The organism is Halodesulfovibrio sp. MK-HDV (assembly GCF_009914765.1).
In the GTDB taxonomy this organism is placed as follows: Bacteria; Desulfobacterota; Desulfovibrionia; order Desulfovibrionales; family Desulfovibrionaceae; genus Halodesulfovibrio.
This window is the reverse complement of record NZ_WYDS01000016.1, coordinates 80,638-101,559: the sequence shown is the minus strand read 5'-3', so window position 1 is coordinate 101,559 and position 20,922 is coordinate 80,638. Positions and strand designations below refer to the sequence as shown.

At 46.5% G+C, this 20,922-nt stretch carries 30 protein-coding genes, 1 tRNA gene and 1 pseudogene; all 32 read left to right on the top strand.

Going from position 1 to position 20,922, the window contains the following annotated elements:
- Position 1 precedes the first annotated feature (1 nt).
- Positions 2 to 832 carry a 50S ribosomal protein L2 gene (gene rplB / locus MKHDV_RS13275; protein ID WP_160716075.1) on the top strand — a complete coding sequence of 277 codons (831 nt, stop codon included), beginning with the start codon at positions 2 to 4 and terminating at the stop codon, positions 830 to 832.
- A 9-nt stretch (positions 833 to 841) separates the two neighbouring features.
- On the top strand, positions 842 to 1,123 hold the full coding sequence (gene rpsS, locus MKHDV_RS13270) for a 30S ribosomal protein S19 (protein WP_020001422.1): 282 nt from the start codon (positions 842 to 844) through the stop codon (positions 1,121 to 1,123).
- A 15-nt stretch (positions 1,124 to 1,138) separates the two neighbouring features.
- On the top strand, positions 1,139 to 1,471 hold the full coding sequence (rplV, locus tag MKHDV_RS13265) for a 50S ribosomal protein L22 (protein ID WP_020001423.1): 333 nt from the start codon (positions 1,139 to 1,141) through the stop codon (positions 1,469 to 1,471).
- A gap of 9 nt (positions 1,472 to 1,480) precedes the next feature.
- Positions 1,481 to 2,122 carry a 30S ribosomal protein S3 gene (gene rpsC / locus MKHDV_RS13260; protein ID WP_160716073.1) on the top strand — a complete coding sequence of 214 codons (642 nt, stop codon included), beginning with the start codon at positions 1,481 to 1,483 and terminating at the stop codon, positions 2,120 to 2,122.
- The gene (rplP, locus tag MKHDV_RS13255; protein ID WP_160716071.1) at positions 2,122 to 2,535 is read left to right on the top strand and encodes a 50S ribosomal protein L16; all 414 of its coding nucleotides are present in this window, start codon (positions 2,122 to 2,124) and stop codon (positions 2,533 to 2,535) included. The genes rpsC and rplP overlap by 1 nt, the downstream gene beginning before the upstream one ends.
- A 1-nt stretch (position 2,536) precedes the next feature.
- Positions 2,537 to 2,725 carry a 50S ribosomal protein L29 gene (gene rpmC / locus MKHDV_RS13250; RefSeq protein ID WP_160716069.1) on the top strand — a complete coding sequence of 63 codons (189 nt, stop codon included), beginning with the start codon at positions 2,537 to 2,539 and terminating at the stop codon, positions 2,723 to 2,725.
- Position 2,726: 1 nt separating this feature from the next.
- Complete coding sequence (gene rpsQ, locus MKHDV_RS13245; RefSeq protein ID WP_020001427.1) at positions 2,727 to 2,993, top strand: 30S ribosomal protein S17; 267 nt, start codon at positions 2,727 to 2,729, stop codon at positions 2,991 to 2,993.
- 9 nt (positions 2,994 to 3,002) lie between these two features.
- On the top strand, positions 3,003 to 3,371 hold the full coding sequence (gene rplN / locus MKHDV_RS13240; RefSeq protein ID WP_160716067.1) for a 50S ribosomal protein L14: 369 nt from the start codon (positions 3,003 to 3,005) through the stop codon (positions 3,369 to 3,371).
- 8 nt (positions 3,372 to 3,379) lie between these two features.
- Complete coding sequence (gene rplX / locus MKHDV_RS13235) at positions 3,380 to 3,703, top strand: 50S ribosomal protein L24 (RefSeq protein WP_160716065.1); 324 nt, start codon at positions 3,380 to 3,382, stop codon at positions 3,701 to 3,703.
- A gap of 11 nt (positions 3,704 to 3,714) precedes the next feature.
- Complete coding sequence (rplE, locus tag MKHDV_RS13230; protein WP_160716063.1) at positions 3,715 to 4,254, top strand: 50S ribosomal protein L5; 540 nt, start codon at positions 3,715 to 3,717, stop codon at positions 4,252 to 4,254.
- 12 nt (positions 4,255 to 4,266) lie between these two features.
- The gene (locus tag MKHDV_RS13225) at positions 4,267 to 4,452 is read left to right on the top strand and encodes a type Z 30S ribosomal protein S14 (RefSeq protein WP_020001431.1); all 186 of its coding nucleotides are present in this window, start codon (positions 4,267 to 4,269) and stop codon (positions 4,450 to 4,452) included.
- A gap of 18 nt (positions 4,453 to 4,470) precedes the next feature.
- Positions 4,471 to 4,851, top strand: a complete 381-nt coding sequence (gene rpsH, locus MKHDV_RS13220) for a 30S ribosomal protein S8 (RefSeq protein WP_160716061.1) — start codon at positions 4,471 to 4,473, stop codon at positions 4,849 to 4,851.
- Between the two features lie 11 nt (positions 4,852 to 4,862).
- Positions 4,863 to 5,399 (top strand): 50S ribosomal protein L6, encoded by a 537-nt coding sequence (gene rplF / locus MKHDV_RS13215; RefSeq protein ID WP_160716059.1) that lies wholly within the window; start codon positions 4,863 to 4,865, stop codon positions 5,397 to 5,399.
- Positions 5,400 to 5,413: 14 nt separating this feature from the next.
- The gene (rplR, locus tag MKHDV_RS13210) at positions 5,414 to 5,770 is read left to right on the top strand and encodes a 50S ribosomal protein L18 (protein WP_160716057.1); all 357 of its coding nucleotides are present in this window, start codon (positions 5,414 to 5,416) and stop codon (positions 5,768 to 5,770) included.
- Positions 5,771 to 5,787: 17 nt separating this feature from the next.
- Positions 5,788 to 6,279: a 30S ribosomal protein S5 gene (rpsE, locus tag MKHDV_RS13205; protein ID WP_160716055.1), complete on the top strand. Its 492-nt coding sequence runs from the start codon at positions 5,788 to 5,790 to the stop codon at positions 6,277 to 6,279.
- A gap of 8 nt (positions 6,280 to 6,287) precedes the next feature.
- Positions 6,288 to 6,458, top strand: coding sequence for a 50S ribosomal protein L30 (gene rpmD, locus MKHDV_RS13200; protein WP_160716053.1), 171 nt, complete (start codon positions 6,288 to 6,290; stop codon positions 6,456 to 6,458).
- On the top strand, positions 6,458 to 6,907 hold the full coding sequence (gene rplO / locus MKHDV_RS13195; protein ID WP_160716051.1) for a 50S ribosomal protein L15: 450 nt from the start codon (positions 6,458 to 6,460) through the stop codon (positions 6,905 to 6,907). The genes rpmD and rplO overlap by 1 nt, the downstream gene beginning before the upstream one ends.
- 7 nt (positions 6,908 to 6,914) lie before the next feature.
- Complete coding sequence (gene secY / locus MKHDV_RS13190; protein WP_160716049.1) at positions 6,915 to 8,222, top strand: preprotein translocase subunit SecY; 1,308 nt, start codon at positions 6,915 to 6,917, stop codon at positions 8,220 to 8,222.
- Positions 8,223 to 8,231: 9 nt separating this feature from the next.
- Positions 8,232 to 8,999 carry a type I methionyl aminopeptidase gene (gene map / locus MKHDV_RS13185; protein ID WP_160716047.1) on the top strand — a complete coding sequence of 256 codons (768 nt, stop codon included), beginning with the start codon at positions 8,232 to 8,234 and terminating at the stop codon, positions 8,997 to 8,999.
- Positions 9,000 to 9,119: 120 nt separating this feature from the next.
- Complete coding sequence (gene rpmJ, locus MKHDV_RS13180) at positions 9,120 to 9,233, top strand: 50S ribosomal protein L36 (RefSeq protein ID WP_020001440.1); 114 nt, start codon at positions 9,120 to 9,122, stop codon at positions 9,231 to 9,233.
- Positions 9,234 to 9,251: 18 nt separating this feature from the next.
- Positions 9,252 to 9,623 carry a 30S ribosomal protein S13 gene (gene rpsM / locus MKHDV_RS13175; protein WP_160716045.1) on the top strand — a complete coding sequence of 124 codons (372 nt, stop codon included), beginning with the start codon at positions 9,252 to 9,254 and terminating at the stop codon, positions 9,621 to 9,623.
- A gap of 162 nt (positions 9,624 to 9,785) precedes the next feature.
- Positions 9,786 to 10,175, top strand: coding sequence for a 30S ribosomal protein S11 (gene rpsK / locus MKHDV_RS13170; RefSeq protein ID WP_160716043.1), 390 nt, complete (start codon positions 9,786 to 9,788; stop codon positions 10,173 to 10,175).
- A gap of 17 nt (positions 10,176 to 10,192) precedes the next feature.
- A pseudogene (gene rpsD / locus MKHDV_RS13165) lies at positions 10,193 to 10,820 on the top strand (30S ribosomal protein S4).
- A gap of 13 nt (positions 10,821 to 10,833) precedes the next feature.
- A complete protein-coding gene (locus tag MKHDV_RS13160) occupies positions 10,834 to 11,877 on the top strand; it encodes a DNA-directed RNA polymerase subunit alpha (RefSeq protein ID WP_160716041.1) in 1,044 nt (347 codons plus the stop codon).
- Entirely contained in the window at positions 11,867 to 12,322 is a 456-nt protein-coding gene (gene rplQ, locus MKHDV_RS13155; RefSeq protein ID WP_160716039.1) for a 50S ribosomal protein L17, read from the top strand. The genes MKHDV_RS13160 and rplQ overlap by 11 nt, the downstream gene beginning before the upstream one ends.
- A 103-nt stretch (positions 12,323 to 12,425) precedes the next feature.
- Entirely contained in the window at positions 12,426 to 13,352 is a 927-nt protein-coding gene (locus tag MKHDV_RS13150; protein ID WP_160716037.1) for a selenium metabolism-associated LysR family transcriptional regulator, read from the top strand.
- Complete coding sequence (gene selD / locus MKHDV_RS13145) at positions 13,345 to 14,406, top strand: selenide, water dikinase SelD (protein WP_160716035.1); 1,062 nt, start codon at positions 13,345 to 13,347, stop codon at positions 14,404 to 14,406. The genes MKHDV_RS13150 and selD overlap by 8 nt, the downstream gene beginning before the upstream one ends.
- A 199-nt stretch (positions 14,407 to 14,605) precedes the next feature.
- Positions 14,606 to 14,690 (top strand) — tRNA-Leu (locus MKHDV_RS13140).
- 81 nt (positions 14,691 to 14,771) lie between these two features.
- Positions 14,772 to 16,085: a trigger factor gene (gene tig / locus MKHDV_RS13135; protein ID WP_160716033.1), complete on the top strand. Its 1,314-nt coding sequence runs from the start codon at positions 14,772 to 14,774 to the stop codon at positions 16,083 to 16,085.
- Between the two features lie 260 nt (positions 16,086 to 16,345).
- A complete protein-coding gene (gene clpP / locus MKHDV_RS13130; protein ID WP_160716031.1) occupies positions 16,346 to 16,948 on the top strand; it encodes an ATP-dependent Clp endopeptidase proteolytic subunit ClpP in 603 nt (200 codons plus the stop codon).
- A gap of 11 nt (positions 16,949 to 16,959) precedes the next feature.
- Positions 16,960 to 18,210 carry an ATP-dependent Clp protease ATP-binding subunit ClpX gene (clpX, locus tag MKHDV_RS13125; RefSeq protein ID WP_160716029.1) on the top strand — a complete coding sequence of 417 codons (1,251 nt, stop codon included), beginning with the start codon at positions 16,960 to 16,962 and terminating at the stop codon, positions 18,208 to 18,210.
- Between the two features lie 154 nt (positions 18,211 to 18,364).
- The gene (gene lon / locus MKHDV_RS13120) at positions 18,365 to 20,839 is read left to right on the top strand and encodes an endopeptidase La (protein ID WP_160716027.1); all 2,475 of its coding nucleotides are present in this window, start codon (positions 18,365 to 18,367) and stop codon (positions 20,837 to 20,839) included.
- Positions 20,840 to 20,922: the final 83 nt, after the last annotated feature.

The following is a 20,922-nucleotide window of genomic DNA, read 5'->3' as shown; positions in this document are numbered from 1 at the left end:
AATGGCTGTTCGTAAGCTTAAGCCTACTTCTCCGGGTCGTCGCTCCCAGACTATTTCCCTCTTCGAGGAAATCACTCGTAGCACCCCAGAGAAGTCTTTGACTGAAGGCCTGTCCAAAAAAGCAGGTCGCAACAACTACGGTCGTATTACTCAGCGTCGTCGTGGCGGTGGACACAAACGTCTTTACCGTATAATCGATTTTAAGCGTAATAAGTTCGATATCCCGGCAACTATTGCTCATATCGAATACGACCCGAACCGTTCCGCTCGTATCGCTCTTCTGCATTACGTAGATGGCGAGAAGCGTTACATTATTGCTCCAGTTGGCGTAAAACAGGGTGATGTTCTTATCGCAGGTGAAACTGCTGACATCAAACCTGGTAACGCTCTTCCTATGAGCAAAATTCCGGTTGGTACCATCATTCACAACATCGAGCTTGCTCCAGGCCGTGGCGGACAGTTCTGTCGTGCTGCTGGCGCATACGCACAGCTCGTTGCTAAAGAAGGCAAATACGCATTGTTGCGCATGCCTTCCGGTGAAGTTCGTAAGGTTCTTTTGACCTGTATCGCAACAGTTGGTCAGGTTGGTAACGTAACTCATGAAAAAATTCGCATCGGTAAAGCTGGCCGTAATCGCTGGCTCGGTAACCGTCCGAAAGTTCGTGGTGTTGCAATGAACCCTATCGATCACCCATTGGGTGGTGGTGAAGGTCGTAGCTCTGGTGGTCGCCATCCGGTTACCCCTTGGGGCGTCCCTACCAAAGGCTACAAGACTCGCGACAAGAAGAAAGCTTCCAGTAAGCTTATCGTCAAGCGTCGCGGTCAGAAGTAGGAGTAGAAAATGCCTAGGTCTCTTAAAAAAGGTCCTTTTGTCGACGACCATCTTCTCCGAAAAGTTGAGAAGGCTCAGGAAAGTGGCGATCGCCGCGTAATCAAGACTTGGTCCCGCCGGTCCATGATTCTTCCTGAAATGGTAGGCCTTACCTTTGCGGTTCATAACGGTAAGAAATTCATCCCAGTATTCGTGACCGAGAACATGGTTGGTCACAAATTCGGTGAATTCTCTCCGACCCGCACCTATTACGGCCATGCTGCCGACAAAAAGAGCAAGGCTAAACGCTAGGGCAGGTGAATTAATATGCAAGCTCAAGCTACCGCTAAGTTCGTACGCGTTTCTACACGCAAAACCCGTCTTGTTGCTAAAAACATCGTGGGTCTGCCAGTAGAAGACGCTGTAAATATCCTGAAGTTCACCCCGAACAAAGGTGCAGCAGTTATTTTTAAAGTGCTGCACTCTGCAATCGCCAACGCCGAACAGGTGCCTGGCTCTGATGTGGATGCTCTCGTGGTGAAACAGGTTATAGTCAACGAGGGTCCAACCTGGAAACGTTTTATGCCTCGTGCACAGGGTCGCGCAACTCGCATCCTGAAACGTACCAGCCATATCACTGTCATTCTCGAAGAAAGTTAGGATACAGTTATGGGACAAAAAGTACATCCATATGGTTTCCGTCTTGGTTTTAACAAGAACTGGAGATCTCGCTGGTTCAGCAAAAAAGATTATCCTGCCTTTGTATTCGAAGATAGCAAAATTCGTAAGTACGTAAAAAAGGCCCTGTTTCATGCAGGTATTGCTGACATTGAAATCGAACGTGCAGGCGGGAAAGTTCGTCTTATCCTTAGCACAGCACGTCCGGGTATCGTCATCGGCCGTAAGGGCGTAGAAATCGAAAAGCTTCGTGCTGAACTCCGTGGTCAATTCCAGCGTGAATTCTCCATCGAAGTTAACGAAATCCGTCGCCCTGAAACCAATGCACAGCTTGTAGCTGAAAACATTGCGATGCAGTTGGAACGCCGAGTTGCTTTCCGCCGCGCTATGAAACGTACTGTTTCTATGGCACGCAAGTTTGGCGCAGAAGGTATTAAAGTATCTTGTGCCGGTCGTTTAGCGGGCGCTGAAATCGCACGTAACGAATGGTACCGCGAAGGTCGCGTTCCGCTTCAGACTTTGCGCGCTGATATCGACTACGGTTTTGCAGAAGCTTCCACCACTTACGGTATTATCGGTGTTAAAGTCTGGATCTATAAAGGTGAAATCCTTGACAGTGAGGTAGGGCAGTAATGCTTCAGCCTAGAAAGACTAAATACCGCAAGCAACAGACTGGCCGCCTTAAAGGCAAAGCCACTCGTGGTAATACCATTGCTTTCGGTGACATCGGTTTGAAAGCACTCGAACATGGCAAACTCACCAGTCAGCAGATTGAATCTGCTCGTATTGCGATGATTCGTCACATTCGACGTGGTGGTCAGGTTTGGATCCGTATTTTTCCGGATCGTGTGAAAACCTCTAAGCCTCTTGAAGTTCGTCAGGGTAAAGGTAAAGGCGCCCCTTGTGGTTGGTTCGCACCTGTAAAGCCTGGCCGCATCTTGTACGAAATCAAGGGTGTTGATATCGAGCTTGCAAAAGAAGCACTGAAACGCGCATCTTACAAGCTTCCTATCAAGACCACTATTGTGGTTAAGGAGGGGCTCTAGAATGAAAGCCGCAGAACTAAAAAAACTTAGTGTTGAAGAACTCAACGCTAAGCTGGAAGAAACACGCAAGGAACTTTTTGACCTGCGTTTCAAGCATGCAACTGCACAGCTTGATAATACTTCCGGTATTCCTGCTACAAAACGTGCTATTGCACGTATTATGACCATTTTGAAGGAAAAGGGAGCGTAAAATGTCCGAAGCTATTGAACAGCGGAAGGGTCGCGCGCTCGTTGGTACTGTTGTGAGTGACAAGAACGACAAAACTATTGTTGTTCGCGTCGAGACACTCGTTAAACACCCGCTTCTTAAGAAGTACATTCGTCGTCGTAAGAAATTCACAGCTCACGACCCAAACAACGAATGCGCAATGGGTGATAAAGTGAAAATTATCGAGTTTCGTCCACTCAGTCGCAACAAACGCTGGCATCTCGTTTCTGTTTTGGAAAAAGCCGTTTAGGGGTTTGCTATGATTCAGGTAGAATCTACTCTTGAAGTAGCGGACAACTCCGGTGCCAAAAAAGTTGCTTGTATTAAAGTACTCGGCGGTTCAAAACGCCGTTATGCTTCTGTAGGCGACATCATCGTAGTATCCGTGAAAGAGGCTATGCCTCATTCTAAGGTGAAAAAAGGTGACGTGATGAAAGCTGTTGTTGTGCGCACGAAGAAAGAAATTCGTCGCGTAGATGGCACTTACATCAAGTTCGACAGTAACGCAGCCGTAGTGCTGAACAAACAGGGCGAACCAGTAGGTACACGTATCTTTGGTCCAGTTGCACGCGAACTCCGCGGCAAAGGGTTCATGAAGATCGTATCTCTCGCACCTGAGGTATTGTAGGAGTAACCATGAAACAGTATCGTATCCATAAAGACGACAAGGTCATGGTTACCTCCGGTAAGGACAAAGGCAAAATCGGCAAAGTTACAAAGATTCTTCGTAAGAAAGATCGCGTAGTTGTCGAGGGTGCTAATATGGTTAAACGCCACACTAAGGCGAATCCATATGCACAGCAGCCTGGTGGAATCGTCGAAAAAGAGATGCCTATTCACGTTTCTAACGTGATGGTCATGTGCGGTGCATGTGCTGAACCTACTCGCGTAGGCTATCGCCACACCGAAGACGGTAAAAAAGTGCGCTTCTGCAAGAAGTGTAACGAAATCCTTGGGTAGGGTGAAAGACGATGACCCGTCTGAATAAGATCTATAATGAAAACGTGGTGCCGGCCTTGCAGAAAGAGTTCCAGTACAAAGGACCTATGCAGGTTCCCGGGCTGGAAAAGATCTCCCTCAATATCGGCCTTGGTGAAGCAAGCACAAACAACAAGATCCTCGAAGATGCTGTTGTAGCGCTTACCGCCATTGCTGGTCAGAAGGCCGTTGTTACTCGTGCTAAGAAGTCTATCGCTGCATTCAAACTGCGTGAAGGTATGCCAATTGGCTGCCGAGTAACACTTCGCGGTGCGGTAATGTGGGATTTCCTCGATAAGCTCGTTAACTTTGCACTGCCTCGTGTACGTGACTTCCGCGGTATCCCTGATCGTGGTTTTGATGGTCGTGGTAACTTTACCCTTGGTATTAAAGAACACACCATCTTCCCTGAAATGGAAGCTGATCGTGTTGATAATGCCTTTGGTATGAACATCACCATCGTTACTACCGCTTCCTCTGACAAAGAAGGCAAATTCCTGCTTGATCAGCTCGGAATGCCTTTCAAGAAGTAAGGAGAACCAAAGATGTCTCGTAAATCTCTAGAAGTTAAAGCCGCGCGTAAACCTAAGTTTAGCGCGCGTGCATACAATCGTTGTCCAATTTGTGGACGCCCACGCGCTTTCATGCGTCGTTTCGGCATTTGCCGTATTTGCTTCCGCCAGATGTCTCTGCGCGGTGAGCTCCCAGGCGTTCGTAAATCGAGCTGGTAAGTCAACAAGGAGTTTTAGATGCTGACTGATCCTATTGCTGACATGCTTACACGTGTCCGCAACGCGCACTTGGCCCTTCATAAGGAAGTGAGTGTGCCGCGCTCGAAGATGAAGGAATCCATTGCCTCCATCCTCAAGGCTGAGGGTTACGTAAACGACTTCTCCGTAGAAGATCGTGAAATCAAGATCACTTTGAAATACGTAAAAGGTAAAGCTGTAATCGCTGGCCTCAAACGTATCTCTAAGCCGGGTCGTCGTGTTTACGTAGGTGCACAGGACGTTCCGGCCGTACAAAACGGTCTTGGTATATGTATCCTGTCCACATCCCGTGGTGTACTAGAAGGAATCGCAGCCAAAGCAGCTAATGCTGGCGGCGAAATCCTCTGCGAAATCTGGTAGCGGGTGCAGTCATGTCACGTATTGGTAAGCAGCCTGTAGCAATCCCTTCTGGTATTGAAGTTAAGATTGCGGGCGAAGTTATTAATGTAAAGGGCCCTAAGGGCAGTATTTCTACTCCGGTAGAAGCTACTCTCAATTACGAAATTGCTGATGGCAACGTAGTAATTACCCGCAAAGATGAGTCCCGCGTAGCACGTGCACAGCACGGCCTGCGTCGTACTCTCGTTGCTAACTGCATCGAAGGTGTAAGCAAAGGCTTCTCCAAGACTCTCGAAGTCAACGGTGTTGGTTACAAAGTTGCGGTAAAGGGAAAAAATGTTGAACTTGCAGTTGGGTTCTCCCACCCAGTAGTTATGCCTCTTCCGGAAGGAATCGAGGCAAAAGCTGAGGGTAACAAGCTGACAGTAAACGGCATCGATAAGCAGCTCGTAGGCGAGTTTGCAGCTACCGTTCGCCGTGTACGTCCGCCGGAACCTTACAAAGGCAAGGGCATTAAATATGATAATGAGCAGATCCGCCGCAAAGCCGGTAAATCTGCAGGTAAATAGGCAGGTCTAGACAGATGAAGTCCAAGAACGAAAAAAGGTTGCGTCGTAAAGTTCGCATCCGGAAAAAGATTTCAGGCTCTGCTGAATGTCCGCGTCTCGTTGTCTTCAGGTCTAACCTGCATATCTACGCTCAGCTTGTAGACGACTGCGAAGGTTCTACCATCGTAGCCGCTTCTACACTGACTCTTAGCAAAGACGGCGAAGCTCTTAAATCCAACAAGGCTTCTGCAGCCAAGGTTGGCACAGAAATCGCTCGCCTTGCTAAGGAACAGAAGATCGAGCGCGTAGTGTTCGACCGTAATGGCTACATCTATCACGGCCGCATTCAAGCTATCGCTGATGCTGCTCGTGAAGCAGGCCTGAAATTTTAACAGGTATGGGTATAGTCATGGAACAAAACGAACTCGGTTTGATTGAAAAGATTGTCTATCTCAACCGCGTAGCGAAAGTTGTAAAGGGCGGTCGCCGTTTCAGCTTTTCAGCATTGGTTGTTGTTGGCGACGGTCAGGGCAACGTAGGCTTCGGCCTCGGTAAAGCTCAGGAAGTTCCTGAAGCTTTACGTAAAGCCTCTGAGCGTGCTAAAAGAGACATGGTTCAGATCTCATTGGTTGACGGTACATTACCTTATGAGGTATTAGGTCGTTTCGGCGCTGGTCGTGTAGTTTTGAAGCCTGCTTCAAAAGGTACTGGTATCATCGCTGGTGGCCCGGTACGTGCGATCATGGAAGCTGTTGGTGTTACTGATATTCTTGCAAAAGCTATCGGCACTAACAACCCACATAACGTACTCCGTGCAACCATGGCTGGTCTGACATCCCTGCGCAGTGCTGACTATGTCGGTTCATTGCGTGGTAAGAAGCTCGAAGCTCCTAGGAAGTAGGTATAGCCATGATCAAGATTAAACTTGTACGTAGCCGGATCGGCACTCTCCCTAAACAGCGTGCAGTATTGGACGCATTAGGTTTGAGAAAGATCCGTCAGGAAAAACAGTTTAAGGACAATGCTGCAGTACGCGGTATGATTGCTAAAGTTTCTCATATGGTGGAGGTTACGGAGTAATGCAACTTCATGAACTTTACCCATTCCCAGAGGAACGTAAGCAACGTCGTCGTATCGGTCGTGGCTCCGGCTCAGGCTGGGGTAAGACTGCAGCGAAAGGTCATAAAGGCCAGAATGCTCGCTCAGGCGGCGGCGTTCGTCCAGGTTTTGAAGGTGGCCAGATGCCTCTGGCCCGTCGTTTGCCTAAGCGTGGGTTCTCCAACGCTAAGTTTAAAGCAGTATACGACGTGATCAACCTTGATCGCCTTGCAGAATCATTCGAGGGACAGAGTAACATCACCCTTGAGGACATCTACGCACGCGGTCTCGCTAAGAACGGTGCAGCTGTTAAAATTCTCGGACGTGGCGAAATTTCCGCTGCGCTGACTATTGAAGCTCACAAGTTCACTGCTTCTGCACTTGAAAAAATCCAAAACGCCGGCGGCGAAGCCAAGGCGCTTGAAGGGTAGGTAAAACGTGGCGCTCAGTGGTGTTGATAATCTGGCGAAACAGCCAGAACTGAAAAAGAAATTGTTGTGGACCTTCTTCCTACTCGCTGTATACCGTATCGGTATTCATGTACCTGTTCCAGGTGTTGACACGGCAGCGTTGTCTGATTTCTTTGCCAGCGTTCAAAACACCCTGTTCGGCCTGTTTGACATGTTTTCCGGGGGCGGACTTCGTAATTTGTCGATCTTCGCCCTCGGTATCATGCCCTATATTTCTGCCTCTATTATCGTACAGCTTTTGCAGGTAGTTTCACCTGATCTTAAGCGTATGGCAAAAGAGGAGGGGGCTTCTGGTCGTCAGAAGATTACCCAGTACACTCGTTATGGTACTGTTCTCATTACCATCATTCAGGGTCTGGGTATTGCTGTTGGTCTGGAAAGTATGACCAGTCCAATTGGCGCACCAGTTGTACTAACAGCCGGATGGGCTTTCCGACTCACCACTATCATTACGCTTACCGCAGGTACCGTTTTGATTATGTGGATAGGCGAGCAAATTACTGAAAAGGGTGTAGGAAATGGTATTTCCTTAATCATCTTTGCCGGTATTATTGCTGGTCTTCCGGGTGCCCTTTTTAGATCCTTTAACCTTGTTGGCGCGGGTGAACTCAGCATTTTTGTTGGTCTTCTCATCCTCGTCGTCATGGCAGCAGTTTTAGCATTCATTGTCTTCATGGAGCGTGGTCAACGCCGTATCCCTATTCATTACGCTAAGCGTCAAATGGGTAGAAAAATGGTTGGCGGACAGACTACACACCTTCCACTGCGAATTAACACAGCTGGTGTTATTCCTCCAATTTTTGCATCTTCTTTGCTCATGTTCCCGGCTACAATCGGCACATTTGCACCAGATGTAGAGTGGATTCAGCAGTTCTCAGCATGGTTTGCTCCTCAGACAATTGTATATAACATCATTTTCATCGCTCTCATTGTATTCTTCTGTTTCTTCTACACTGCTATTGTCTTTGATCCAAAAGACATTGCAGAGAATCTGAAGAACTCAGGCGGCTTTATTCCTGGTATTCGGCCAGGCATGAAGACGAAAGAGTACATTGATAAAGTACTTTCCAGGATTACTCTCTGGGGTGCTTTTTACATCGCAGCTATCTGTGTTCTTCCCATGCTTCTCATTGCAAAGCTTAACGTTCCGTTCTATTTTGGCGGAACAAGCCTCTTGATTATCGTTGGGGTAGCAATGGACTTTATGTCACAGGTAGAGTCTCACATGATCTCTCGCCAGTATGAAGGACTTATGAATAAGTCTAAAAAAAGGTAGAAAGCTGAAGTGAAAAAATACCGCGGTGTATTTTTAAAAAATGAGAAAGAAATTGGCCTCCTTCGGGAGGCCAATCGAATTGGTGCTATCATTCTTGACGTTCTGGGTGAACACGTTCGCCCAGGCGTTAAGACTATATTTTTCCATGAGCTGACAATGAACTTGTGTAAACAGTTCAATGTTAAACCAGCGTTCCTTGGTCTCTATGGATTCCCGTATTCTTTATGCTGTTCGATTAACGAAGAAATCGTTCACGGTTTCCCGTCAGATCGCGAGCTTAAAGAGGGCGATATAGTTTCTTTTGATGTTGGGGTCCTATTTGAAGGTTTTTATGGTGACAACGCCAGGACTTTTGCTGTAGGTAGTGTATCGGAAAAAGCTCAAAAGCTTATCGATGTTACTCGTGAGTCTCTCATGAAAGGTATCGAGCAAGCTTGCCCAGGGAATAATCTTAATGATGTTTCCAGAGCAATTCAGGAACATGCTGAATCTCATGGATTTGGTATTGTCCGTCGTTTCGTAGGACACGGCATCGGCCGTAAACTTCATGAAAAGCCGGAAGTTCCTAACTTTGTTCCGCAGGGTAATGCGGGACTCCCACTGAAAGCTGGGATGGCAATAGCTATTGAGCCTATGGTCACTGAAGGGTCCTTTGAAGTCGATATTCTCGACGACCAATGGACTGCAGTAACCAAAGACAGAAAGCTTTCTGCTCATTTTGAGCATTCTATTGCTATTACATCAGATGGACCAGTTATTCTGAGTTTGTCTGATTAATTGAGTCAATACATGTTATTTGTATTGACTTCTTGTGGAACTTGGTGTTACTGACCTCAGTTCTGGGCTTATTCAGCTCAGTTTTTGTTGTGTCAGAAGATCCAGACTATGGAGTCAAAGATGAAAGTCAGGCCTTCAGTTAAGAAAATGTGCTCTAAGTGCAAGGTTATCCGGCGCAAGGGCATCCTGAGAGTCATTTGCGAAAATCCCCGACATAAACAGCGTCAGGGCTAAGCATACCAGGAGTAAATTGTGGCTCGAATTGCAGGTGTAGATCTCCCAAGAGGTAAGCGTGCTGATATCGCCCTTACCTACATTTTCGGCATTGGTCGTCATACCGCTCTCCAGATCCTCGACACCGTAGGTGTTGACTGGACACGTAATATTGACGATGTCACTGCGGAAGAAGTTAACGAGATCCGTAAAGTTATTGAGCAGGACTACAAGGTAGAGGGCGACCTCCGCCGCGAAGTATCTTCCAACATCAAACGTCTTATGGACTCCGGTTGTTACCGTGGTCTGCGTCACCGTCGCGGTCTTCCTGTGAACGGTCAGCGTACTAAGACAAACGCACGTACCCGTAAAGGTCCACGTCGCGCTGTTGTTGGTAAGAAGAAGAAGTAAGTCCATCCTCATGTAGGATCAGGCGTGGAATCTCTCCCGAGCCTAAGGATGCTTTCATATGATGCAACTCCTTAGACCCGGCGTATCACGGCTTAGTCGTACTAAGCTCGTATGAGGTTCCCAACCCCATCTATCAATTAATCTAGTTGAGAGAGTATAGTTATGGCTAGACCCAAGCGTACGGGCAAGAAGAAAGAAAGAAAGAATATTCCCGTAGGGATCGCCCATATCCAGGCTACCTTCAACAATACCATTATTACCTTTACCGACACTCGTGGTAACGCAGTAAGTTGGGGATCCGCAGGCCAGGCTGGCTTTAAGGGTTCCCGTAAGTCTACTCCGTTTGCTGCTCAGGTTGCAGCTGATGCTGCTGCCAAGAAAGCACAAGACAACGGAATGCGTACTGTCGGTATCTACGTCAAAGGTCCAGGTACCGGTCGCGAAGCCGCCATGCGTGCTATCAACGCTGCTGGATTTAAGGTTGCGTTCATTCGTGACGTTACCCCGATCCCTCACAATGGCTGCCGTCCACCTAAGAGACGTCGCGTCTAATACAAGAGGAGATTGTTTTGGCTAAATATAATGGTGCTAAGTGTCGCATTTGTCGACGCGAAGGTTCAAAGTTATTCCTGAAAGGCGATCGCTGTTACACTGATAAATGCGCGTTCGACCGCCGTCCATACGCACCTGGACAGGCAGGCCGTTCCCGCAAAAAAGTAAGCGATTACGCAGTTATGTTGCGCGAAAAACAGAAAGTTCGTCGTATGTACGGCATTCTTGAAAAACAGTTCCGCAGCTACTTTAAAAAAGGCTGACATGCAGAAAGGCGTTACTGGTGAAAACCTGCTCGCACTTCTCGAACGTCGCCTCGATAACGCGGTGTTCCGTCTCGGCTTTGCTAACTCACGTCAGCAAGCTCGTCAGATGGTTCGTCACGGCGTATTTACACTCAACAACCGTCAGGCAAACATTCCTTCTATGCAGGTGAAAGTTGGCGACGAGATCGTTGTTGTAGAAAAACATCGTAAAGATCCAGTTCTGGCGGAAGCTCAGGAAGTTATCGCTCGACGCGGTTGTCCAAATTGGCTGGAAGTTGACGCCCCTAACTTCAAGGGTTCCGTTAAGGCTCTGCCTCAACGCGAAGACATTCAGTTCCCAATCAACGAACAGCTGATTGTCGAGCTCTACTCCAAATAAGCGGGTTTAAAGCATGCTCATCAAACAAGGCGACAGAACTATTAATACTCGCAACTGGTCTGAGTTGGTTAAACCGGACACCATTGCGCGTATCGGCGAAGGCAACACGCAGTACGGTAAGTTTGTATGCGAGCCTCTTGAACGTGGATATGGTAACACCATCGGCAACTCGTTGCGTCGCGTGTTACTTGCCTCCCTTCAGGGTGCTGCCGCTGTTGCAGTAAAAATGTCAGATGTACATCACGAGTTCACCACTATTGAGGGCGTTCTTGAGGATGTTACTGATATTGTACTGAATCTTAAGTCAGTACGTTTTGCTATGGACACGGAAGAACCTCAACGTATTGAGTTCACCGCGAACAAGCAGGGCGCTGTAACTGCCGAAGCCATTAAAGGCAACCAGCACGTGATGGTTCTTAATCCGGACCAGCCGTTATTCACTCTGACCGAGGACAAAGAAGTCACTTTTGAACTCGAGATCAGAATGGGTAAAGGTTACGTGCCAGCAGACACGCATGAAGGACTTAGCGATGAGATTGGTCTTATCAAGCTTGACGCAAGTTTTTCACCAGTTCGCAAGGTTGCCTACACTGTTGAGCAGGCCCGTGTTGGCCAGATGACCAACTATGACAAGCTCATCCTTGAAGTGTGGACTGATGGTTCAGTTTCACCAGAGGATGCCATTGCCTACAGTGCAAAGATCATTAAAGAACAGATCTCTGTTTTCATCAACTTTGACGAACGCATCTCTGAAGAAGAAAACGAACAGGCGTCTGCTGATAGCGGCCTGAACGAAAATCTCTTCAAAGGTATCGATGAACTCGAACTTTCAGTTCGTGCTACTAACTGCCTTAAGAGTGCAAATGTTGCATTAGTTGGTGAACTTGTTCAGCGTACTGAATCTGAAATGCTTAAAACCAAGAACTTTGGCCGTAAGTCACTCGACGAAATTCGTCGCGTGCTTGGCGAAATGGAACTTGATTTTGGCATGCAAGTTGATGGCTTTGAGAAGAAATACCAGGACTGGTTGAAGAGGAAGCAGCAAAATGAGGCATAGAAAATCTGGAAAGAAATTCAGCAGAACACCTTCACATCGTAAGGCTATGTTTCGCAACATGGCGAAGTCTCTGCTGACTCATTACTCTCTTCGTACCACCGTGGTTAAAGCTAAAAGCCTGCGTGGCGTTATTGAGCCGCTGATTACTCTTGCTAAACGCAATGATCTTCACGCTCGCCGTCAGGCTTACAAAGTTCTTGGTTCTCACCAGCTCGTTAAGTTTTTGTTCGATGAAATCGGACCGCTTTTCGAAGGTGTACCAGGCGGCTACTCACGTGTTATCAAGCTCTCTACTCCACGTAAGGGCGATAACGCACCAATGGCTGTGATTGAACTTATCCGCAAGCCCGGTGTAGAAGAATCTGACTCCGCTGCTCCTATGAGCAAGGATCAGAAAGACGAAGCAGTTAAACAGGCTGTAGAAGCTGCTAACGCAGCTGAATAGTCGATTTACCTGTCTCGCACTATGCATATTAAGGCCGTTGTTTTTACAACGGCCTTTTTTTGTGTCTATTGCAGTATTTCATTTTTCGATGTATTCAATAGATATGATTGATTACAGAAAGTTAGAAGCGTTTTGCAAGGTCTATGAGTTACAAAGTTTTTCCCGAGCAGGGAAAGATCTTTTTTTATCGCAACCGACCATCAGCGCACATGTTTCCGCGCTTGAGTCAGAGTTAACCGTCCCACTTCTTGATAGAATGGGGCGCATTGTTTTGCCTACAGAAGCAGGTACAATTCTGTATAAATATGCCAAAAAAGCTTTTTCATCTATTAATGCAGCGAAAGCAGAAATAGCGCAGCTGCATGATGAAATTGCCGGTGAAATAGTCATAGGTGGCAGTACGATTCCCGCCCATTATCTACTCCCCCGTGTGATGGCCAAGTACATGTTAAAAAACACGAATGTGGATGTTTCACTGAAAGTAGCAGATTCAGAAGCAATTATTCAAAAATTATCTGATGGTGATCTTTCGATTGGTGTTGTTGGCGCATTCGAAAATGATCCAGAACTGACATTTATTCCTATTGTTGACGATGAATTGGTGGTTATTGCTCCCCCTTCATATGCTTCAATGAAGGAGCCATTGTCAGCTGAAACTCTTGCGGAGCACAGCTGGGTAATGCGTGAGCGAGGCTCCGGTACACGTAAGTCTTTCGCCAATGCACTTGCGGAGCAGAATGTCGATATCCGCTCCCTTCCGTCTGTTGTGCAGGTTGAATCTACCAATGCAGTTATTCAATTTGTTAAAGCTGGTATGGGGCTTTCAATTACATCCAGACTTGCAGTTTCAGCAGAAGTTGAACGCGGTGAGCTTGTAATTCTTCCTGTCTCAAATATGAAACTGAGTAGACAGTTCTTCTGTGTGTATCACAACCGTCGTCACTATTTTCCAGCTATTCATAGCTTTATTCAATTTTTAAAGGATGAAACTCGTTCAATGCGGGTTAATGCAGGTATTGTGCATGAGTAAGCCTACAATTAAAATGGTGGATACTGTTAAGGCGGCTGGTTGAGCTGCTAAAATTGCTCCAGGGGACCTGGAGGAGATTTTACAGTCACTGCCACGGGCTACAGAGAGAGAGCAGGGCAGAGTGCTTACCGGTACGACTAATAATGAAGATGCAGCAATCTTGTCTTTTCCGGCAGGTAAGGCCATTGTGCAGACTCTTGATTTTTTCACGCCTATTGTGAACGATCCATATCGGTTCGGGCAAATTGCTGCCGCGAATTCGTTATCTGATGTGTACGCAATGGGGGGCACTCCGTGGTGCGCTATGAATATTGTTTGTTTTCCCGTTAAAAGCATGCCTAAAAGTATGTTGAGTGAAATTATTCGAGGCGGGTACGATAAGATCGTCGAGGCAGGCGCGGTGCTGGCTGGCGGACATAGTGTTGAAGATGCGGAAATAAAATACGGCCTTTCTGTGACAGGGTACGTTGAGCCGGACGGGTATGCCTCTAATGCTGGTTTGCAGCAGGGCGATGTCCTGATTCTCACAAAGCCGGTTGGTACCGGTGTGCTTGCTACTGGTGTTAAAGCCAGCTGGGATGGCTGTGAGGAAATGGAAGAACTATTATATAGATGGTCAGCTCGGTTAAATAATATTGGGGCTGAGCTTATTCGTCAATTTAAACTGAAAGCCGCTACAGATGTTACCGGATTCGGACTTGGCGGACATATTTTAGAGATGGCACAGGCATCAAAAGCACTCGTTGCTATTGACTCCGAGGCCGTACCTGTGCTTGATAAGGCGCTGGAGTTGGCAAGTATGGGATTAGTGCCTGAGGGCAGCCATGCAAACAAGCTTCACTGTAAAAACGCAACAGAAGTTGCTGAGGGTGTTGACTCTTTGCGGGTTGATCTTATATTTGACGCTCAGACATCAGGCGGGCTTGTCTTGGCTGTGCCTGAAGCACGTGTCGAAGAGGCTGTTTCCTTCCTTTCAGAAAGGGGCGAGATGGCTGTTGTGATCGGAGAAGTACTAAAAAGCGGTACAGAGTGCGGAACATTGCTTATTCGTTAGTAATAGTGACGTAAAAATGTTTGTAAGTAGCTTCGTCTACTTAGAGCTTTTTTTCACAAGAAATGTAATTTAATTGCATTTTAATGCTTGAACTCTGTGCGTAGCAATGGTAAATGTCTGCGCCTTCGACATGTTACCAAGTAAGCAAGCAAGGACATATAAATCCTTATTGCGGTAACAGTCGTACATATGAATGAATGCGAGAGTGGCGGAATTGGTAGACGCACCAGATTTAGGATCTGGCGGTTAATCCCGTGAGAGTTCGAGTCTCTCCTTTCGCACCATATATTTCTATCCGGTACTTCACTTTATTGATGGCCGGAGAATTTTTCTAATTTTCCACTGGACAAGAAGGAGCGTGAGCCATGGAATATAAAGTAGAAGATCTGTCTCCGGTTAAGAAGCAGATTAATATTACTGTTCCTGTGGACGAGGTTAATGCTGCACTTGCTGCAACAATCGCAATGTACCGTACCAACGTAGACCTCAAAGGTTTCCGTAAAGGTAAAGTACCTACCAGCGTAATCGAAGGTCGCTTTAAGAAAGAAGTTTATTCTGAAGCAACTCAGGACCTCGTTAACGTTCACATCAACGAAGTAATCGGCGAAGGTGAACTTTCCCCGGTTTCTCGTATCGACTTTGACGGCGGCGAACTCGTTCGTGACGAAGAGTTCACCTACTCTATCTCCTTCGAAGTTATGCCAGCTTTTGACCTTCCAAACTACGAAGGCATCGAAGTTGAAGAAGAAAAAGTTGTTGTAGACGAAAAAGAAGTTGACGAAGTACTCGACCGCATCCGTGGTAACATGGCTGAAAACGTAGTAATCGCGGAAAACCGCGCTGCTAAAGACGGTGAGATTGCTGTAATCGACTTTGCTGCTTACGAAAATGGTGAGCCTCTTGAAGGTGTATCCGCTGAAAACTTCCAGATGACTCTTGGTGACAAGCAGGCTCTCGAAGATTTCGAAACACTCGTAAAATCAATCACTGTTGGCGAAGCTGGCGAAGGCGAAGTTACCTTCCCTGAAGACTTCATCAACCCTGAGTTCGCAGGTAAAACTGTGACCATGAAAGTGACTGTACACGGCATTCAGGAGAAAAAACTTCCTGAACTCAACGACGAACTCGCTAAGAAAGCTGGCGGTTTCGATTCCATTGAGAAAATGCGTGAAGCAGTTGTAGAATCCTACAAAAGCAGCCGCCTGCAGCTTAACAAATCTCAGGCTCAGAAAACCATGCTTGATTCCCTTCTGAAAACTGTCGACTTCCCGATCCCAGCCACTATGGTTGACGGTCACGTAGACAGCCTCATTCAGGAACGTATCGAACGTCTCGAGCGTCAGGGCAAGTCTGTTGAATCTCTTGGTAAGACTCCGGAAGAGCTTCAGGCAGAAGTTCGTCCAGAAGCAGAAGAGATCGCAAAAACTCAGGTTTTCCTTATTGCAGTAGCTAAGAAAGAAGGCGTTGAAGTAGCTGATCAGGAAGTTGATATGCAGCTTCACCAGATTGCACAGCGTGCAGGTCAGGAATTCAACGTTGTTAAAGAATACTACTCCAAAAACAATCTTCTCTTTAGCCTTCGTGACCGTCTCCTTGCTGATAAAGCAATGGACGCAATCTACGAAAAAGCTAACGTTACTGAAGTTGAGCCAAAGAAAGAAGAAGAAAAAGAAGACTAAGTTCTCTTTTACTTTCTTCAGATTAGACAATATAAACGGGGCGGCATAAATGCTAGCCCCGTTTTTTTGCTTTATATTGTAAGTTATCACAAATAGAGTCTCTTTGCTTCTTGAGCAGTTGGGTAAACTTCTGCTAGGTTGCTATAAGTCCGTTTGTAAGAACGGGTAGTGCACATCTGTTATATTTGATGCGTACATTCGCTGCCCTTTTTTTTTCAAGCCTACAAAATATACTTTTTTACCACTGTTAGGAGTGCGTTATGGCAGTGCCTATTGTTATCGAAACCACCGGTCGGTCTGAACGTGCCTACGATATTTACTCCCGTTTGCTTAAAGACCGGATTATTCTCCTCGGAACTCCAATTGATGATCAGATCGCTTCATTGATTTGTGCACAGCTTTTGTTCCTGGAATCAGAGAATCCTGAAAAAGAAATTTACATGTATATCAACTCTCCTGGCGGATCAGTTACCGCAGGGATGGCAATTTATGATACCATGCAGTATATTTCTTCTCCTGTTGCGACGCTGTGCATGGGACAAGCTGCAAGCATGGGTGCGTTATTGCTGGCTGCCGGTGCCGAAGGTAAACGTTTCTCTTTGCCTCACAGCCGTATTATGATTCATCAGCCGCTTGGTGGAATTCAGGGGCAGGCTACGGATATTGAAATCCACGCCAAAGAAATTCTGCGGTTAAAAGATTCCTTGAACGGTATTCTTGCACATCACTCAGGGAAACCGATTAAAACTGTTGTTGAACACACAGAACGTGATTACTTCATGGGTGCGGAGCAAGCAAAGGACTTTGGCCTTATCGACGAAATCCTCGTATCCCGTAATGACATTCTCAAAACAGAGAAGTAGTGGAATACCATATGGATAAAAACTCTATCGAACAAAACGAAGAGCTCAATTGTACTTTCTGCGGTAAAGGACAGGAGCAGGTTGCTCGTCTTATCGCAGGTCCAGAAGTCTACATTTGTGACGAGTGTATCGCTCTTTGTAACGAGATTATCGCGCAGGAAAGTGTTGAAGCCATAGAAGATGGCGATCAGCTTCTTACACCTGAGGAAATTAAAAGTAAGCTCGACGAGTATGTTATCGGTCAGCATCAGGCTAAAAAGATTTTGTCTGTTGCTGTACACAACCACTACAAGCGTGTGTTCTTTGAGCACAAGCTTGGTGATGTTGAGCTTGAAAAAAGCAACATTCTTCTTGCCGGTCCTTCCGGTAGCGGTAAAACCCTGCTGGCAAAAACTCTTGCACGCGTTCTTAACGTTCCGTTTGCTATTGCAGATGCGACAACCCTCACTGAAGCAGGGTATGTTGGTGAAGACGTAGAGAACATTCTTGTGCAGCTTTTGCAGAATGCTGATTACGACATCGAATCCGCTGCAAAAGGTATTATCTACATCGATGAGATTGATAAAATCTCCCGCAAAGGTGACGGCCCGTCCATCACCCGTGACGTGTCCGGTGAAGGTGTACAGCAGGCACTTCTTAAAATTATTGAAGGTACTGTAGCTAACATTCCACCTAAAGGTGGCCGTAAGCATCCTCAGCAAGAGTTTATCCGCATGGATACCTCTAACATCCTGTTTATTGTCGGCGGCGCGTTCATTGGTCTTGATAAGATCATTGAAACACGTATGAGCGGCAAGGCAATGGGCTTTGGTGCAAAAATTACGGTTAAGGAAGAGATGTCCCTCTCCTCCTTGTTGTCACAAGTACAGCCTAACGACCTTGTAAAGTTTGGTCTTATTCCTGAATTTATCGGGCGTATTCCTGTCATTACTTGTGTTGAAGAGCTTGGCGAAGACGACCTTGTACGTATTCTTTCTGAGCCTAAAAACGCGCTTGTACGTCAGTACCAGAAGCTTTTTGAATTCGACAAAGTTTCATTACGTATTACCACTAACGCCCTTAAAGCGATTGCCCGTCAGGCCATTGAACGCAAGACTGGTGCCAGGGGACTGCGTAACGTAATGGAATCTATCATGCTTGAAATTATGTACCATCTTCCTTCCCTTAAGGGTGTTAAGGAGTGCGTAGTCAACAGAGCGGTAGTTGAAGAAGGAAAAGAGCCTATGCTTATTTATGAGAATGAGGCAAAGACTGCTTCTTAATTAGATAGTTATCAAAATGCATCACATGAATGTGTGATGCATTTTGAGTATATTCAGCTGAAGCAATTGACAATTCGGCACCGAGACTTAAATATCTCGTTGTGCCTCTTGTCTTCCTTGCGGAAGAGTGCACGGCACGAAACGAGGAGGATATATGACTGAGATTGGAACAAGCGACGAAAAGCGTCTTGCTACCATTCAACTCCCACTGATGTCCCTGCGGGAAGTAGTAATGTTTCCGCGTTCGATTATTCCTTTGTTTGTTGGTCGTGAGGCCTCCATCAAAGCTATCGAGCATGCTATTGCTGATAGCAGTAAAGAGATTTTTCTTGTTGCCCAACGTGAGCCGGAAATGGAAGTTCCTGAAGCAGACGATCTCTTCGAGATTGGTACTGTTTCTAAAGTGCTCCAGATGCTCAGACTGCCTGACGGTACCATAAAGGTATTGTTTGAAGGTCTGTATCGTGCACGCTGGACTTCTGCTGGTGTTGAAAAACTCGAAACAGAAGAAGAGGGCGAAGAAGAAGTAACTTTTGTTCTCGCCAACATAGCTCCTATAGAAGAAAATGATATTGAAGGTACGGAAGCAGAAGCGCTTGCCCGTGCTTGTCATGACTCTCTAGAAGAGTATGCAAAAATTAATAAAAAACTCGCTCAGGAAACCCTGCTCGCTATCAACGCGGTAAGCTCTGTTGGCAAATTGGCAGACGCCATTATGCCGCACCTTAAAGTTGATTACCGAATGAAGCAGGAAGTTCTTGAGCTTACAGATCCTGTTCAGCGACTTGAGAAAGTATACGAACTCCTTCAGGGCGAAATTGCGATTACATCAATGGAAAAACGCATTAAAAACCGCGTTAAACATCAGATGGAACGTAACCAGAAAGAGTACTATCTTAACGAGCAGATCAAAGCGATCAATAAAGAAATGGGTCGCGACGATGATCCGCAGGAAGAGCTTAACGAACTTGAGGCAATTCTTAACAGCAAAGATATGCCAGATGAAGCTCGTGACCGAGGCATGCGGGAGCTGAAAAAGCTGCGTGCTATGCCTGCTTCTTCCGCAGAATACACCGTTGTTCGCAACTACATCGACTGGATTGTAGACCTGCCTTGGAACAAGCTGAAAGAAACTCCGATTGATATTGATGGAGCACGCTCTATTTTGGATGAAGACCATTTTGGTCTTGAAAAGCCGAAAGAACGTATTCTTGAATTTCTCGCAGTGCAGAAGCTTGCAACAAAGCTGAAGGGTCCTATCCTTTGCCTTGTAGGCCCTCCGGGTGTTGGTAAAACATCACTTGCTCGTTCTATTGCACGTGCAACAAACCGCGATTTTGTTCGTCTGTCTCTTGGCGGCGTACGTGATGAAGCGGAAGTTCGCGGACATAGACGTACCTATGTTGGTGCGTTGCCGGGTAAAATTATTCAGTCTCTCAAGCGAGTGGATTTCAATAACCCGCTCTTCTGCCTTGATGAAATTGATAAAATGAGTACTGACTTTAGAGGCGACCCTTCCGCGGCGTTGCTCGAAGTACTTGATCCGGAACAGAACAGCACATTTAATGATCACTACCTTGATTTAGACTATGATCTGTCTCAGGTGTTTTTCATCACAACAGCCAACAGCTTGCAGTCCATTCCACTTCCGCTTCAGGATAGAATGGAAATTATTCAGCTGCCGGGCTACCTTGAAACTGAGAAAAAACGCATCGCTCGTGATTTCTTGCTGCCAAAACAAATTGATCAGCACGGCATTAAGAGTGATAACCTGCGAATGTCTGATAACGTGATTATGGATATTATCCGTCACTACACCCGTGAAGCAGGTGTACGTAGCCTTGAACGCGAAATTGCATCTATCTGCCGTAAGGCCGCAATGCGTGTTGTAGAAGCGGATGATATGAACAAGCTTATTTCTGTAACAACTCAGAGTCTCTCCAGCATGCTCGGTGTTAAACGATACCGTTATGGCGAAAGAGAAGATGAGGCGCAGATTGGTGTAACAACCGGTCTTGCTTGGACAGAGATGGGTGGCGAGTTACTGTTGGTCGAAACTGCAATTATGCCGGGTACCGGCAAAGTTTCCACCACTGGTAAACTTGGTGAAGTTATGACTGAGTCTGCACAGGCAGCTCTTTCATACATTCGCTCTCGTTCCGGTCTGTTTGGTTTAAAGCCGGACTTCCATAAGACCATCGACATTCACGTTCACGTACCGGAAGGCGCAACTCCTAAAGATGGACCTTCTGCCGGTATTACCCTTTGCACCTCTATGGTATCAGCACTGCTTGGTATTCCTGTACGTAACGATATTGCCATGACTGGTGAGATTACTCTGCGTGGTCGTGTTCTGCCGATTGGCGGTTTACGTGAAAAGCTTCTGGCTGCCCGTCGTGGACTCATCACCACTGTGCTTATCCCTAAAGATAACGAAAAAGATCTTAAAGATATTCCAGCAGACGTTCTTAGAGGTATGACTATTGTACCTGTTGAGAATGTAGATGAAGTGCTTCCATACGCACTTGCAGTCGACTCTGCGGAGATCTACCAGGGAAAGTGTCAGACTAGGGAGCTTCTTGACTCTCTAAAGATTTGTGAGCCTGATGCCGCACAAGTTACGCATTAAGCGCTCATAAAAAATATAGAATAAAAAAGACCGTCCTTAGGGCGGTCTTTTTTTTTGGTCTGTATATCCGAATGATATTCTAT